Source organism: Hymenobacter wooponensis, assembly GCF_004745865.1.
GTDB lineage: Bacteria > Bacteroidota > Bacteroidia > Cytophagales > Hymenobacteraceae > Hymenobacter > Hymenobacter wooponensis.
The window spans coordinates 352,827-368,204 of sequence record NZ_SRKZ01000006.1; the positions used below are offsets into that span (position 1 = coordinate 352,827).

At 56.5% G+C, this 15,378-nt stretch carries 15 protein-coding genes; 12 read left to right on the forward strand and 3 right to left on the reverse strand.

Annotation, left to right across the window (positions count from 1 at the left end; genetic code table 11):
* Nucleotides 1–13: 13 nt before the first annotated feature.
* The 6 genes from queA (at nucleotide 14) to EU557_RS20610 (ending at nucleotide 4,816) form a co-directional block, all read left to right on the forward strand.
* On the forward strand, nucleotides 14–1,063 hold the full coding sequence (gene queA, locus EU557_RS20585; protein WP_135532359.1) for a tRNA preQ1(34) S-adenosylmethionine ribosyltransferase-isomerase QueA: 1,050 nt from the start codon (nucleotides 14–16) through the stop codon (nucleotides 1,061–1,063).
* 116 nt (nucleotides 1,064–1,179) lie between these two features.
* Nucleotides 1,180–1,896 (forward strand): 2-C-methyl-D-erythritol 4-phosphate cytidylyltransferase, encoded by a 717-nt coding sequence (locus EU557_RS20590; protein ID WP_135532360.1) that lies wholly within the window; start codon nucleotides 1,180–1,182, stop codon nucleotides 1,894–1,896.
* 316 nt (nucleotides 1,897–2,212) lie between these two features.
* On the forward strand, nucleotides 2,213–2,788 hold the full coding sequence (locus EU557_RS20595) for a DUF4142 domain-containing protein (protein ID WP_135532361.1): 576 nt from the start codon (nucleotides 2,213–2,215) through the stop codon (nucleotides 2,786–2,788).
* 31 nt (nucleotides 2,789–2,819) lie between these two features.
* A complete protein-coding gene (locus EU557_RS20600) occupies nucleotides 2,820–3,044 on the forward strand; it encodes a hypothetical protein (protein WP_135532362.1) in 225 nt (74 codons plus the stop codon).
* Nucleotides 3,045–3,343: 299 nt separating this feature from the next.
* Nucleotides 3,344–4,021: a DUF4142 domain-containing protein gene (locus tag EU557_RS20605; protein ID WP_135532363.1), complete on the forward strand. Its 678-nt coding sequence runs from the start codon at nucleotides 3,344–3,346 to the stop codon at nucleotides 4,019–4,021.
* Nucleotides 4,022–4,129: 108 nt separating this feature from the next.
* Nucleotides 4,130–4,816, forward strand: a complete 687-nt coding sequence (locus tag EU557_RS20610; RefSeq protein WP_135532364.1) for a TMEM175 family protein — start codon at nucleotides 4,130–4,132, stop codon at nucleotides 4,814–4,816.
* Between the two features lie 8 nt (nucleotides 4,817–4,824).
* Here EU557_RS20610 and EU557_RS20615 read toward each other — a convergent pair whose 3' ends face one another.
* Together EU557_RS20615 and uvrA are read right to left on the reverse strand one after the other, a co-directional pair.
* Nucleotides 4,825–5,229: a hypothetical protein gene (locus EU557_RS20615; RefSeq protein WP_135532365.1), complete on the reverse strand. Its 405-nt coding sequence runs from the start codon at nucleotides 5,227–5,229 to the stop codon at nucleotides 4,825–4,827.
* Between the two features lie 122 nt (nucleotides 5,230–5,351).
* Complete coding sequence (gene uvrA, locus EU557_RS20620) at nucleotides 5,352–8,216, reverse strand: excinuclease ABC subunit UvrA (protein WP_135532471.1); 2,865 nt, start codon at nucleotides 8,214–8,216, stop codon at nucleotides 5,352–5,354.
* Between the two features lie 575 nt (nucleotides 8,217–8,791).
* Between uvrA and EU557_RS20625 the strand changes: the two genes are divergently transcribed.
* The 4 genes from EU557_RS20625 (at nucleotide 8,792) to EU557_RS20640 (ending at nucleotide 13,013) form a co-directional block, all read left to right on the forward strand.
* Nucleotides 8,792–9,532: a hypothetical protein gene (locus tag EU557_RS20625; RefSeq protein ID WP_135532366.1), complete on the forward strand. Its 741-nt coding sequence runs from the start codon at nucleotides 8,792–8,794 to the stop codon at nucleotides 9,530–9,532.
* Between the two features lie 170 nt (nucleotides 9,533–9,702).
* Nucleotides 9,703–10,875 carry an alginate O-acetyltransferase AlgX-related protein gene (locus tag EU557_RS20630; protein ID WP_135532367.1) on the forward strand — a complete coding sequence of 391 codons (1,173 nt, stop codon included), beginning with the start codon at nucleotides 9,703–9,705 and terminating at the stop codon, nucleotides 10,873–10,875.
* 106 nt (nucleotides 10,876–10,981) lie between these two features.
* Nucleotides 10,982–11,467 carry a hypothetical protein gene (locus EU557_RS20635; RefSeq protein ID WP_135532368.1) on the forward strand — a complete coding sequence of 162 codons (486 nt, stop codon included), beginning with the start codon at nucleotides 10,982–10,984 and terminating at the stop codon, nucleotides 11,465–11,467.
* 124 nt (nucleotides 11,468–11,591) lie between these two features.
* The gene (locus tag EU557_RS20640) at nucleotides 11,592–13,013 is read left to right on the forward strand and encodes an MBOAT family O-acyltransferase (RefSeq protein WP_135532369.1); all 1,422 of its coding nucleotides are present in this window, start codon (nucleotides 11,592–11,594) and stop codon (nucleotides 13,011–13,013) included.
* On the opposite strand, the gene EU557_RS20645 is transcribed toward EU557_RS20640, so the two are convergent.
* Nucleotides 13,010–14,644: an FAD-dependent oxidoreductase gene (locus EU557_RS20645; RefSeq protein WP_135532370.1), complete on the reverse strand. Its 1,635-nt coding sequence runs from the start codon at nucleotides 14,642–14,644 to the stop codon at nucleotides 13,010–13,012. The genes EU557_RS20640 and EU557_RS20645 overlap by 4 nt on opposite strands.
* A 130-nt stretch (nucleotides 14,645–14,774) precedes the next feature.
* Here EU557_RS20645 and EU557_RS20650 point away from each other — a divergent pair, with 130 nt between their 5' ends.
* Both EU557_RS20650 and EU557_RS20655 read left to right on the forward strand, forming a co-directional pair.
* Nucleotides 14,775–15,017: a hypothetical protein gene (locus EU557_RS20650; RefSeq protein WP_135532371.1), complete on the forward strand. Its 243-nt coding sequence runs from the start codon at nucleotides 14,775–14,777 to the stop codon at nucleotides 15,015–15,017.
* Between the two features lie 56 nt (nucleotides 15,018–15,073).
* Complete coding sequence (locus tag EU557_RS20655; protein WP_135435790.1) at nucleotides 15,074–15,325, forward strand: hypothetical protein; 252 nt, start codon at nucleotides 15,074–15,076, stop codon at nucleotides 15,323–15,325.
* The last annotated feature ends 53 nt before the right edge of the window (nucleotides 15,326–15,378 follow it).

The following is a 15,378-nucleotide window of genomic DNA, read 5'->3' on the forward strand; positions in this document are numbered from 1 at the left end:
CCCTGTCTGGCCCATGAAACTGTCCGAGTTCAAATTTGACCTGCCTGAAAACTTATTGGCGCAGCACCCGGCCAAAAACCGAGACGAATCTCGCCTGATGGTGTTGCACCGCGACAGCGGCAAGATTGAACACCGCGTATTCAAAGATATCATCGAATACTTCGGCGAGGGTGATGTTTTCGTTGTGAACGACACGAAAGTATTCCCAGCCCGCCTGTATGGTAACAAGGAAAAAACTGGCGCGAAAATCGAAGTTTTCCTGCTGCGCGAGCTGAACAAAGAAATTCACCTCTGGGATGTGCTGGTTGACCCCGCTCGGAAAATTCGGGTAGGCAACAAGCTGTATTTCGGCGAAAGCGACATGGTAGCCGAAGTTATCGATAATACCACTTCGCGTGGCCGTACTATCAAGTTCTTGTTTGATGGCTCCGATGAGGAGTTCTACAAAGCTCTGCACGACCTAGGCGAAACCCCTATTCCCAAGGAGTTCATTCCTCGCGAAACGGAAGCCGCCGATAAAGAGCGCTACCAGACCATTTATGCCAAGCACACTGGTGCTGTAGCAGCACCTTCAGCCGGTCTGCACTTCACCCGCGAGGTAATGAAGCGGCTTGAGATTAAAGGTGTAGACGTGGTTCCGGTAACGCTGCACGTAGGCCTAGGCACATTCCGCCCCGTTGATGTGGAAGACCTGACCAAGCACAAGATGGACTCGGAGAACTTCATCGTGCCGGCAGATTCGGCGGCGGTAGTAAACCGGGCCCTAGACGCTAAAAAGCGCGTTTGTGCCATTGGTACCACTTCTATGCGCGCCATGGAGTCTTCGGTGTCGGCGCACTCCCGCCTGAAGCCCACGGAAGGCTGGACAGATAAGTTTATCTTCCCTCCGTACGATTTTAAAATCTCGAATGCGCTGCTCACCAACTTCCACACCCCGGAAAGCACGCTAATGATGATGGCATCGGCTTTTGCTGGCCATGAGTTGCTGATAGAGGCATATCAGCTGGCTATTAAAGAGAAATACAAGTTCTTCAGCTACGGCGACGCCATGCTGATTCTGTAACCTCAGCCTGTAGTGGCCTAGCGCACTGCTCGATCAACCGAACGCCGAATACCCAGCGAGGTATTCGGCGTTTTGTATTTGGCTCTGTGCGTACTTTACGGCTCAATCTATATACCATGAACTCACCCGCTGCCTCCCCTGCCCCTTCCAACTCCCCTCGCTTTGCTATTCTGGTGGCCGGTGGCAGCGGCACGCGCATGGGAGCTGGGCGGCCCAAGCAATTCCTGGAGTTGTTGGGAGAGCCGGTGTTGCTGCATACCCTCCGGCGTTTCACGGAAGCTGCGCTGCGCGTGCAGGAATGCATCGTAGTGTTGCCCCAAGATCAATTTGCTATCTGGCAGGAGCTCTGCGACCAGCACCGCGTGACTATTCCGCATACGGTGGTGGCGGGTGGGCATAGCCGATGGGCCTCAGTTCGTAACGGGCTGATCCATTTACAAGGGCTAACGACGGGCACGGTTGCCGTGCACGATGGCGTACGTCCCCTAGTGCCAGCTTCAGTAATAGAGGCCACTTTTGCAGCAGCAGAAGAACACGGCGCGGCCATTGCTGCCGTAGCCCCCAAAGACTCCGTACGTAGCGTGAGCCAGCAAGGCTCCTTCGCCCTCGACCGTTCCCGGCTGCGGCTCGTGCAAACGCCACAGTGCTTTGAGCTGACCTTGTTACAGCGCGCTTACCAGTTGCCAGAGCTCTCAACCTTCACCGATGACGCCAGCGTGGTAGAGGATTTGCACCCCATTCAGCTGGTGCCCGGTGATTACCGCAACCTCAAGATAACTACCCCCGAAGATTTAGTAGTAGCGGAGGCTCTGTTACGAAGTCCTGCTCTTTGATGACTTTGTTTATAGTGGCCTAGTAAGCTGGTCGGTTAGCGGCCAACCCCCTATAGGCAGCGCTCTTGGAGCCGCGCTAATCCACTTGATTCAACAAGTAGAATGGCGCGGCTCTTTTTGATTATCCACAGCATATAACTATCGTAATTGATTAATATTCAACCCATTACCAGCCACTAGCCGAGGCGCTTTTTCTTCATTTGGGTTGGCAGCAGATTGAGCAAAGCAGGGCTAAACAAATGCCTAGCCGAACTCCAAGCACGAGGGTGCGTATAGTCGACTACACTTGCCTGATTGCTTGTAACCAGTTGTCTATATGTCAGTTTCCCGCCTGCTGCTTCTACTCGCCCTACCGCTGAGCTTCTCCTGCTCCTCTGGAGAAAGTAACAAAGACCCTGTTGCGGAGGCGAAGTTCCAAAACGAGAAGCGCATCAGTGATGAAGCCATTACTGAGAAGCAGTCGCGAGATGCTGAGTACGTAGTGAATTCGGCAAACCGCAACCTGTTTGTGCGAGATGTCAGCCAATTGGCCCAGACTAAGTCTGCATCACCTGAGGTGAAGGCACTAGCACAAAACCTAGTTGCGGCCCACGCTGGCAGTCAGCAAAGCCTGCAAACACTAGCGGGGCAGAAAAGCATTGTGCTACCCACTGGCCTAGGCGGTGACTTAGCCAAATCGCTAGGCCAGTTGGCCGCATTAAATGGCACTTCCTTCGACCAGAAATACACTGATCTGCTTATTGACGCGCACAAAAAGGCCGTTGATGAGACGGATGATATGCGCGATGATGCTTACGATGGTGACATCCGGCAGTATGCGAATCAGCAACTGCCCGTGTTAAAGCAACATTTGGAAGCCGCTGAACAGCTCCAAGACAAACTCAAGAAATAAGTCTCCCATTCCTTCTACCTAAACAACCAGTATGAAACTGCGCATTCTTTCTGTACTAAGTCTCTTCGCGGCCCTCTCTTTGAGCAGCTGCGGCAACGCTGAAAAACGCACTGACGGCACGGCCGGCACGGCTGTAACCGACATGGACTCGGCGGCTGCGGAAGGCGGCGTAAAAGCTGATGCCGTTGTAATTGATAACAACGCTGGCCCAACCGTAACAGCCGATGCCGACTCTGCTGAAGCGGCTGCCAAGTAGGCCTAGGCCACTACCGCGCATTTACTCTCCTCTGCCCCCGTTGAAGCGTGCCTTCTTTCTAGTCACGCAAAAGAAGGCAGCTGTGAATAATACAGCAGGTGGATGATTGAGGACTCGTAGAAAGCCGTGCATAACCAACACGGAAACCTCAACCCTTGAGAATACACCTTTGCTGTCAAGAATACACCTGTACTGCAGCAGCACTTACAAACGGTGCAGAATATAAGCGCCGCCGTAAAGGCCCATAAGTGAGCTGCAGCCCTTTCCATTCCCACATTCCAAACTAACATCCTACAACTATGAAACGCACTTTGTTAAGCATGGCCGTAGCCGCCCTCATGGCTACTACTGCTTGTTCATCTAACGACTCTACGACGGCGGCCAGCGATACTACGGCACCTACCGACGCTACGTCGGCGCCCGCTAATGATGCCATGGGCACCACTAACACTGATTCTGCCGGTGCCAACACCAATACGGCAATGGCTGGTGACACGAGCACGGCAGGTGGATCGGCCATGGCTGACCCTAATGGCCCTACAGCTCCCCATTCTACCGATGCTGAATTTATGAAGTCGGCAGCGGCTAGCGACCAGAACGAGATTCAGCTAAGCAAGCTGGCGCTGGAGAAAGGCGTAACCGGCATGGTGAAAGATCACGCCAACATGATGATCAAAGACCACACGAAGTCAACCTCTGATCTGAAGCCAATTGCGCAGAAAAAGAACGTGACGCTGCCCGCCGATATGGATGCCGAGCACAAAGCTATTGCAGCCACTATGCGTAAGCTGTCGGGCAAAGAGTTTGAGAACCAGTACATGGAGCAAATGCGTGTCGACCACCAGAAAACGCTCAACACGCTGGTGGCTCATCAAAAAATGACCAAGGACACGGAGGTACAAGGCTTTATTGCTAAGGTGCAGCCAGTGGTTCAGTCTCACCTCAACATGTTTACTCAGCACAAGAGTGCTATGTAAGCTAGGTCTTTCCTGATTACTTGAAAAGCCGTTCCTGCTTCAGGAACGGTTTTTTTGTTGCTCTTTTGGTCAAGCCTATATTTAGTCAGCCGGAACTTACCTCTACCCTTGGCTCCCATATGTATGGATGGCAACGAAACCCCACTGCATAACCGCGACGAGTTTCAGCTTGAACGCCTGATTTTATTCACTGACGCAGTATTTGCCATTGCTATTACACTGCTCATCATCGAAATCAAGGTTCCGGAGCTGCATCATGGAGCTTCTGAAAGCGCGATACTCGCACATCTTGCGGTCCTCACGCCAAAGTTTGTGGGCTTCTTCGTCGCGTTCTTCATTATTGCCATTTACTGGCTGGCTCACCACCGGGTGTTCCGGTTCGTGACCGGCTATAACAGCCGGCTCATCTGGCTTAACATCCTGTTCCTGCTCAGTATTGTGCTCATGCCCTTCACGGCAGCTTTCCAGGGCGAATATCCTCTGCTGCGCGCGCCGTGGGTGTTGTACTCCCTGAGCGTTCTGTTCACGGGCTTTATGCAGCTATGCCTACAGGCCTACATCCGCAACCCCGCCAATGGCGTTGCACCAGCTGTCTTCGCCACGCACCCCGACCTCGACTTGGTGCGGCCGTTGGTACCGATGAGCCTGTTTGTGATTAGCATACTGCTATGCTTTACCAGCTCCCCTTGGGTTTCTAAGCTTTTCCTGATCATGATGGCGCCAGCCATGATGCTCTATGGCCGGCGCTACCGCCGGCTCTTACACCAGTATGAGCATTCGGCCGTGGCGGCCTAGGCCAGTAGCTACCGTGTAGGAGCGGCCATCCACTGCATCGAGTAAGTTTCACAGGGTGAGGCCGAGAGATTCATACGAAAAGGCTTTTTGCTAACGGCCTTGCCGGTAAAGTCGCCCCGCAGTTCAAATTGCAAAGCGTCGCCTCCGGGTGTGTCTAGCACCACGCCGCTCACCTTGCCATCGTGAATCTCGAATATTTCCCGGGGGCCCACCATGCGCTGCTCCTGTTGCCCTGAGCAATTCCAGAATCCATCAAATGTCAGGTCGGAGAGGTGCTTTCCATCAGCCGATACCACGAAGTTTATCTTGTTTTCTTGTTTGCCGGTCGTTGCCGAGCCGGTCCAGTGGGTGCCTTTGGGAGGCGCAGTGAGTATCGCAACGGTCAGTAGAGCTGGAAAGAGCAGGACTTTCATCGAGGGAGAGTTATACAAGAAGGCCTTAACATACAAAAGTCCTGTATATAGCGCAACCCCTATAGAGTTGTTCGCTTTACACAGGACTTCCGTAGGCTAAACGCTGCCTTAATCAGAGTGGCCTAGGCGGCTTGCTCCGTTTTGCTGCTGGTTTCTGTAGCGTATTTGCTGGTGCGCAGCTCTTCTGCCAGGAAACGGCTGGTATGCCCCTTGCCTGACTTAGCTACCTGCTCGGGCGTACCCTGGGCCACAATGGTACCACCACCCGCGCCACCTTCTGGCCCGATGTCGATGATATGGTCGGCCACCTTAATCAGGTCCAGGTTGTGCTCGATGATAAGCACGGTGTTACCCTTATCGGCGAGTTTCTGGAGTACATCAGCGAGGTGGTTGATGTCTTCGAAGTGTAGGCCAGTGGTCGGCTCGTCGAGGATATAGAACGTCTTGCCGGTGTCCTTCTTGCTGAGCTCCGTGGCTAGCTTCACACGCTGGGCTTCACCGCCCGAGAGCGTGGTGGCCTGCTGGCCTAGCGTGAGATAACCTAGGCCTACTTCGTTCAGGGTCTGGATCTTGCGCAGGATGCGGGGCTGAAACTCGAAGAACTCCACAGCCTTCTCCACCGTCATGTCGAGCACATCGGTGATGGACTTGCCTTTGAAGCGCACTTCCAGCGTTTCGCGGTTATAGCGGCGGCCTTTGCAGGTTTCGCAGGGCACGTGCACGTCGGGCAGGAAGTTCATCTCGATGGTGCGCATACCGGCACCCTCGCAGGTTTCGCAGCGCCCACCCTTCACGTTGAAAGAGAAGCGGCCGGGCCCGTAGCCCCGGATCTTCGCCTCGGGCAGCGAAGAGAATAGCTGACGGATTTCAGTGAACACGCCAGTATAGGTAGCCGGATTAGAGCGCGGCGTGCGCCCAATCGGCGACTGGTCTACCTCAATCACTTTATCAATAAACTCCAGTCCTTCGATTTTCTCGTAGGCCAGGGGCTCACGCTTGGCGTTGAAGAAGTGCTGGTTCAGGATAGGGTACAGCGTGTCGTGAATGAGCGACGATTTGCCCGAGCCCGATACCCCCGTTACGGCAATGAGCTTGCCCAGCGGGAATTTGGCGGTTACGTTCTTGAGGTTGTGGCCTTTGGCACCCTTCAGTACCAGTTCATTGCCTTCGCCAGTGCGCTTCTTCTTGCGCAGCTCAATATGCTTCTGCCCGCTTAGGTACTGCGAGGTGAGGCTGCCCGAGGTGAAGATTTCCGTGGGAGAGCCTTCCGCCACAATGTGTCCGCCGTGAATACCGGCGCCGGGGCCAATGTCCAGCACGTGGTCGGCGTGCATGATCATGTCTTTGTCGTGCTCCACCACAATCACGGAGTTGCCCAGGTCGCGCAGGTGCTGCAGGGCTTTGATCAGGCGCTCGTTGTCGCGCTGGTGCAAGCCAATGCTGGGCTCGTCCATGATATAGAGCACGCCCACCAGTTGGGTACCGATTTGGGTGGCCAGGCGAATGCGCTGGCTTTCGCCGCCCGAGAGCGTCCGCACGGAGCGGTGCAGGTTCAGGTAATCGAGGCCTACTTCCAGCAGGAAGCCAATGCGCTTGCGAATCTCCTTGAGCAGCTCGCGCGCAATCAGGTTCTGGCGGTCGGTGAGGCGGTCTTCCAGACCTTCAAACCAGCCAGCCAAGTCGCTCAGGTCCATCACCGACAGCTCCCCAATGTGCTTATCAGCAATCTTGAAGTGCAAGGATTCCTTCTTCAGGCGGTAGCCGTGGCACTCGGGGCACTCCTGGGCCTGGGTGTACTGCTGAATCCACTCCCGGATGTTCTCTGAATCGGACTCCATTTGGCGCTGCAGGAAGGGAATGATGCCTTCGAACGGCTCCGTGTAGTTTGGCTTCTTGGGGTCGGCGTCCTCGTCCTCGGGTACGCCGTAGAGCAGTCGCTGCACCAAGTCTTCGGGCAGCTTCTCGATAGGCGTGCTGAGGCTCGCCTTGTTCTTTTTCAGGATAAGGCCTAGCTGCTGGAAAATCCAGATGTCGCGGTACTCGCCCAGGGGCGCAATGCCGCCGCGGCTCACACTCAGCTTCTTATCCGGCATCACCGAGTCTTCGGTGATTTCCTGCACCTCGCCCAGGCCATTGCAGGTTGGGCAAGCGCCGTAGGGTGAGTTGAAGGAGAAAGTGTTAGGCGCCGGGTCATCGTAGGCGATGCCGGTGGTGGGGTCCATGAGAAAGCGCGAGAAGAATTGCGTCTTCTTGGCTTCATTCTTCTCATCGGGGGCCAGCACCAGCATGGTGCCTTTGCCGTGGGTGAGGGCATTCTGGGCCGAGCCCGACAGCCGGAACCTGTCCTCTTCCTTCACCACCAGCCGGTCAATCACAATCTCAATGTCGTGGATCTTGTAACGGTCCACCTGCATCTTGGGCGTGATGTCGAGCAGCTCGCCATCTACGCGCACCTTCGTGAAGCCCAGCTTGGCAATCTGCTGGAACAGTTCACGGTAGTGACCCTTGCGGCCCTTTACTACAGGCGCCAACACCACCAGCTTCTTCTCGTTGTAGTGCTTCAGGATGTAGTTGATAATCTGGTCGTCGCTCTGCCGGATCATTTTCTTGCCCGTGGCGTAGCTAAACGCCTCGGCAGTACGGGCATAGAACAGGCGCAGGAAGTCGTAAATCTCGGTGATGGTGCCGACAGTGGAGCGAGGGTTGCGCGAGGTGGTTTTCTGCTCGATGCTGATAACCGGCGACAGGCCCTCAATCTTATCCACGTCGGGGCGCTCTAGGCCACCCATGAAGCTGCGGGCGTAGGCCGAGAAGGTTTCCATGTAACGGCGCTGGCCCTCCGCATAGATAGTATCGAAAGCCAACGACGACTTGCCAGAGCCCGAAATGCCGGTAAACACCACCAATCGGCCGCGCGGAATCTTGATAGAAACATTCTTAAGGTTGTGCTCCCGGGCACCGTACACCTCAATAAAGGGAGCCTCCATGTCGGCGGTGTGGCCTAGCTGGCCCTGCACCAAGGAAGGCAGCACACCCGGCAGCATGGTTGCCGCCGAGGCCACGATGGTTTCTGAAATTTGCTCGGAGCGCGGCGTGGAAGCTATGGCTGACTCCTGAGCGCCTTTTGCCGTCGTCAGGTCGGGCTGGGGAGCCGCCGGAGCCGCTTTCTTGGCTGCCTTAGCGGCCGGCGCTTTAGCCGGCTTATCGGCCTTGGGAGCCGCTTTGGTTTTGGAAGCAGCCGAAGTAGAAGAACTAGAAGCGGCAGTTGTTTTTTTGGCCATGCAACAGCGAAGCGGATAAGTCTGCAAAGGTACGCAAAACGCGCCCCGATGGCTATCCTCGTGTAGGTATTTGCCAAGCCCATTAGCGGCTTAGCATTTCTGTTTCAGCAGCAGGCACAGCAGAGGATAGACGGCCTATAACAACGTAAGTAGTGGAAATGTCCCGCGCTGTCAGAAGATCTTCTGGGGAGCTGCTAAATTCTTAGGCTTAACTGCTTACCTATTGAATTATGGTGCTGTTTTTGCGTTAGATAGGTATCTCCCTTCTGTTCTCTTCAATCATGAAACTATTGCTCAAATCTGCTTTCCTGCTGGCGCTAGGCCTGCTGGTTTACACGGAGCCAGCCCAGGCCCAGGTGCAAATTCAGGTTGGCATCAACCAGCCGTACTGGGGGCCCCCGGTGCCCCAGGGCGTGCAGTACTACTACATTCCCGAAATCGACGGCTACTATGACCTGTATAGCCAGTCGTACCTGTTCTTTGACCCGGTATATGGGGCTTGGGTAAGCTCGCCCGTATTGCCGCGCGCTTACGCTTCTTACGACCCACGGTTTTTCCACCCGGTGGTTATCCAATATGTAGGCCGGCAGCCTTGGGGCTACCTGCGCGACCACCGCGCTTATTGCAACAACTGGGGCGTAGTGCCAGGCCGCTACTACGGCGCCAACTGGCCCGGCCGTGGCTACTACTCTGCACCTCCTCGTGGCGGTTACTATAATAACGGTGGGGGCTACTACGGCAACCGCCCGTACAACCAAGGTGGCTATGCCAGCGGCAACTACCGCGACGACCGGGGCGGTTACTACGGTAACGGCCGTTACGATAATCGGGGCGGCTATGACAACCGTGGCAACCAGAACCAGGGCGGCTACGACCGCAACGACAACCGCGGTGGGTATGATACCCGCGGCAACGACAACCGGAGCGGTGGTTTTGACCGCAATGATAACCGCGGCGGCAACGACAACCGTGGGGGCCAAGGTGCACCTAGCGGCGGCCGGGGTCGAGGCCGGGTGAACTAGCCGGTTATTTACGTGAATCAGCAAAAGGCTCTTCCTCCCGGAAGGGCCTTTTTGTTTTGGGCTAATTGGTCTGCTAGGCCTATGCACATTCAACCTCCAGAATAAGTACCTACTTTTCGGATGGGTTTACTGACCGGCGCTTTCTATGATTTCTGTGTTCTACTTGCGGCGTGGCTAAGTTTTCTTTCCTGACGGGTAAGCGGCGCGTATTCGGCGTATTACTGCTGTTGCTGCTCCTGCCCGCTATTCAGGCCTGGCTTAATATCAAGATCTTCCGGACGAGCCCGCTGGCTGGCTACTCTGAGCCCGCCCCGCGCCCTACCCTCACCTGGCAGAGCCTACGCAACAACACCTATCAGCCGGCGCTAGAGCGCTACCTTACGGAGCACATCGGCTTTCACGATATCTTGATTCGCCCGCGCAACCAAGTGGCCTACAGTCTTTTCGGGCAGACGCGGGCGCACGGCGTAGTGATGGGGAAAGACAAGACCCTTTTCGAGGAAGATCCCATTCTGGGCTACCTTGGCCGCGACACGGTACCCACGGCGGAAGTTGTAGCCAATGTGCAGCGATTTAAGGTGGTGCAGGATACCCTGGCCCGGCGGGGCAAGCTGCTGGCATTTGTAATTGCGCCCAGCAAGGCGGCCATTTATCCCGAGCTGCTGCCGGCGACTTACCGTCAGCAACGGCCAGCTACTTCCAACTACAACCGTTACGCCCTGAGCATGCGGGCCGCGGGAGTGAATGTACTGGACTTTGGGGCCCTGTTCCGGCAGTGGAAGTATACCAGCTCCTACCCGCTGTTTGCGCGGGGCGGCATTCACTGGAGCGGCTACGGCCTCACGCTGGCCGCCGATACGCTATTTCCTTACCTAGAGCACCGCGCCCACCTCAACCTGCCCAACTTCCGACGCACTGGCCTAGAGGTCACGACTACGCCGCGCCACCCCGATGGCGACATGACGAAGGCACTCAACCTGCTCTGGGACCCAGCCTCATTTCCGCTGGCCTACCCTACCGTGCAGTTTCAGCCGCTCCGGCCTGGGCAGCGCCGCCCCCGCCTGCTGGTGGTGGGAGATAGTTTCGTGTGGAATTTTATTGAGCAGTACCCTTACCTCGATTCCTTATTCTCGCCTGACTCTCGCTTTTGGTACTACAACCAACTAGTAGTCTGGCGCAAGCACCACGACCAGCTAACCGGCGAAACCAACGTAGCCCAGCTCGACCGCAAAGCCGAGCTATTGCGGTTTGACATTGTGCTGGTTTTATTCAACGAGCACAACCTGAAGGTGTTTGATCAGGGCTTCAGTCAGGATGCGTTGCGAGCTTTTGGTGGGCAGTAAGAAGGCAGGGCACCTTTTCGGTAAGCTCGTGCGTAAGTCGTCTGGCCAGTTTGGCCCTGTTCTTGTTTTCTGCCTATTGTTCTCCCAACCTTTTGCCCCTACTCGTATGAACCTTCTCACTAAACTTAGCCTAACTGGCTTACTGGGTGTAGCGCTTTCTATGGCTTCTGCTCCGGCTCAGGCCCAGGTAAACATCAACATCAACCCTCCTTCCTGGGGGCCTTCTACTCCGGCTGGCACCCAGTATTATTATATTCCGGAAACCCAGAGCTACTACGACCTGCGGGCCCAGCGGTACATTGTGCAGCAAAACGGGCAATGGACGCGCGTAGCCAATGTATCCGGCTACGATACGCGCAGCTTCCACCCGGTAGTGCTAGACTACCGCGGCTCACAGCCCTGGGACCACTACAACCGTCACCGCGAGATATACCTACCGCCCGGCCAGGTGAAGCGCCTGCAAAGCGGTAAAGGCCTGCCGCCTGGCCAAGCTAAGAAGGTGTACGGCGGTAACCAAGGCTATCAAGGCAACCCAGGCCACCCCGGAAATGGCAACGGCAATGGTAAAGGCCACGGCAAAGGCAAGCACTAGGCCTAGCTAGATACAACAGGCCGCCCCTCTTAGCACTGCTGAGAGGGGCGGCTTTTTTATGCGGGTATGGTCGGGGCTGACGGGTAGGCCTGTATTTTCGCCGGGCCTTCCGTATTCGCGCCTCATGGTATTCAGTAGCTCGCTGTTTCTCTTCTACTTCCTGCCTAGCTTTTTGCTGGTTTACCTGCTGGCACCTGCTCGCCTGAAGAACGCGGTGGCGCTGGTGGCCAGTCTGTTGTTCTACGCCTGGGGCGGGCTCAACTTCTTGGCGTTGTTTCTGGCCTCGGTGGTGCTCAACTTCTATATCATCCGGCTGATGGATGCGGCGGCCGGTTGGCAGAAGCGTATTTACCTGACCGTTAGCATCCTGCTCAATGTGGGCATGCTCTTCTACTTCAAGTACGCCAACTTCTTTCTGGAGAACCTGAGCGGAGTAAAAACGGCACTGGGCGGTGAGACCCTGCACTGGCAGCAGGTAGTATTGCCCATTGGCATCTCGTTTTTCACCTTCGAGAAGCTTACCTACTCCATTGATGTGTACCGGGGCGTGAACCGGCCCTTGCGCAGCTTTTGGGACTTCCTGCTCTACATTATGCTGTTCCCGAAGATGATTGCCGGACCCATTGTGCGCTTTCACGAAATAGCCGAGCAGCTCCAGGACCGCTCCGCCTTTGACACCGTGGATCAGAAGCTGGCGGGGCTCTTTCGCTTTGGCCTGGGCTTAGCGAAGAAAGTACTCATTGCCAACGCTCTAGGCCAGGAAGCCGACCGAATTTTCGGGCTAGCTCCGGCGGAAGTATCAGCACCGCTGGCGTGGCTAGGCGCCGTGGCCTACACCTTCCAGATCTACTTCGACTTCTCCGGCTATTCCGATATGGCTATTGGCCTGGGCCGGCTCATGGGTTTTCAATTTCCCGAGAACTTTAACAACCCCTACATCTCGAGGAGCATCACCGAGTTCTGGCAGCGCTGGCACATCACCCTTGGCCGCTGGATGCGCGACTACCTCTATATCCCGCTCGGGGGCAACCGCGTGAAGCCCGCCCGGCTCTACCTCAACCTCTGGACGGTATTTTTACTCTCCGGCTTCTGGCACGGCGCGGCTTGGAACTTCATTGCCTGGGGCGCCTACCACGGCCTTTTTCTGATCCTCGACCGGCTGTTTCTGCTGCGCCTTTCACGCCGGCTGGGCGTGCTTAGCCTTGTGCCCACCTTCCTGATTACGGTAGTGGGCTGGGTGCTCTTCCGAGCCGAAAGCCTAAGCGCAGCCCTAGCCTACATCGGTCGCATGTTTTCCAGTGAGTGGCCTAGGCCTCTGCCCGATCTATCGACTGAGTTCTGGGCTACGCTTGGTGTGGCTAGCGTCTGTGCTTTCCTAGCTGCCTTGCCTCGCATAGAGCGTTGGGAGCTGAGCTGGTTAGCCGCCGAGCCCCTGCCCCTACGCCGCGCCGTGGGGCTTGGTCTGCTTACAGCTGTTTTGCTGCTGCTAAGTGCGAGCTACGTGGTCAGCAGTACGTTTAACCCCTTTATTTACTTCCGTTTCTAGGCCAGTGGGGAGGCTTGTTCCAGCAACTTGCTCCAGTTGATTTTCTTTCGGGCTGCCGTGGGGGTGGGCATGCGGTCTTGCTGAAACAAGGCCTCAATGCAGATCATGTCGTCGTCGCGGTTCATGGCTGCGGCGGCCACTATGCGGTTGTTGAGGGCGTAGAGGGCCAGAAAATCGAGGCGGCGCACGTCGCCGTGGAAAATGATTTCGTCCCAACTGCTGGCGTGGCCAGCGTAGCGCAGGCTCTTGCCGTATTGCTGAGTCCAGAAAAAGGGTACGGCGGTAAAGGCTTCCTGCCGGCCCAGCATATTGCGGGCGGCGCAGGCACCTTGCTGCTGGGCTATTCGCCAGTGCTCGATGCGGTGCTGGCCTAGTCCACCAGTTAGTGGAAACATGGCTACATCGCCGGCCGCGTACACGTGCTCCGCGGCGCACAAGTGGGCATCTACGCGTAGGCCACCGTCCTTTTCCAGATCCAGTACCTCGGCCAGGAAATCCGTAGCGGGCCGCACACCCACGCCCAGCACCACCACATCGGCGGGCAGGCGCTGCCCCGACTCCAGCCGGACGGCCACCACTCGGCCATTTTCGCCTTCCAGCGCCGCTACGGCCGCTTCTGACTTAAAACGTACACCCTGGCGGCGGTGCAGATTACGGAACGCCCGTCCAATTTTCGGCCCCAGTATTCGCTCAAACGGTTCGGCCTCCTGCGCTACTACAGTAACATGCCGCTGACCATCCATCAGGCTGGCGGCGGCTTCCATCCCAATAAAGCTCGCCCCAATGATAACGACACGTTGTGCGCTGCTGGCTGCTTGGCGCAGGGCCGTGGCATCTTCCGTGGTTCGGAGGGGTAGCACGCCTTCCAGCTCGTGCCCTGGTAATTTGGGCAAGAGGTTTGGTTGGGTGCCTGGGGCCAGCAGCAGGTCATCGTACCGCAACGTTTCCTGGTTGCTAAGCCGTAGCTCGCGCTTATGCCGGTTCAGGCCCGTCACGCGGGCTGGTACTACCTCAATCTGATGTTCAGCATAGAACTCCGGCTTGCGCAACGGCAACCCTTTCTCATCCACTTTGCCAGCCAAGAAGCCCTTGCTCAGCTTGGTGCGGTCGTAGGGCAACTCGTTCTGGCCCGTAACCAATACTATGTGGCCTCCGAAACCTTCGGTGCGTAGGGTTTGTGCCGCAAACTGCCCGGCCGCTCCGCCACCCACCAACACGAAAGTTCGGGCGTCGGGAGCCGCAGCGTGCGGATTAGGCGCTAGGCCACCTACCAGTGCGGTCGGAGTCTTTTCCGGGCTATCCGCTGAGGCGGCTGGCTTGCTCGGCACCTGCACCCATACCCGGCCTTCTGCTACTCGCACGGGGTAGCTAGGCAAATTATCGAGGGCCGGCGGCTGGCACAAGTGCCCATCCGTTACCCGGAAACAGGTGTGGTGCCAGGGACAAATCAACTGGTCATTCACAATGCGTCCTTTCTCCAGCGGCGCCCCGTAGTGCGGACAATGAGCCGCCAGTGCCAAGTATTGCCCTTCGCGGCGAATCAGGAGTACTTCGGTGTCCTGGGCCGTGAAGGTGCGCATCTCACCCTCCTGTAGGGCATCGGCGGGGGCCAGGTTTAGTTCGGGAAGCATTGTTGCAACAGTTGAGGTTAGCGGTGCTTTGCCAACGTAGGGAAGCAAAACCAGGTTGTACCCTCTTTGCGTAGTTCTATTTCCTGACTTCTATCCAGTTAATCCCAGCTTAGTATTTCGTCAGCCTGTTATGCCACGCTCCCACATACTTCCGTATTCTGGCTTATCGGCGGAGCTACAGCAACTACTGCCCCCTGACCACTGCTGCGTGCTGGTGTATCGCATGCCTGGCACCTCCGCTGAGTTTAGCGTGCGCAGCAATGTGCTAGGCCTGTTGCGCCGCGACAAAGTTGATTTTCTGTGCTTGGATGAAGGCCAGGAGTTGCGCCTCGATTGGCTGGTGGCCGTAGATGGGCACCGCTTAGCAGCCTAGGCCACCTCAGCCGCTGATTTTGCGTAACTAGGTTTATCCACCTACTTTAACCTGCTATGTCTACGCCCGCCTACACGCCCATCAGCTGCTCCTTCTACGACGAGCTCGAAGCACGCGCCACCACCGGCCAGCCCTGCACCCTCACCTACCGCACCGAGCCTGACACCCCACCCAGCACCTACCACGGCACCATCCAGGACCTGTTCATCAAGGACAAAGTGGAATACCTCCGCCTCGCCGACGGTTTCGAGCTGCGCCTGGATGCGCTAGTAGCTGTAGACGATAAGGAAATGAGGAATTACTGCTAGGCCAGCTTCCTTACCACAACAAAGCACGTCATCCTGACGAAGGAAGGATCTTC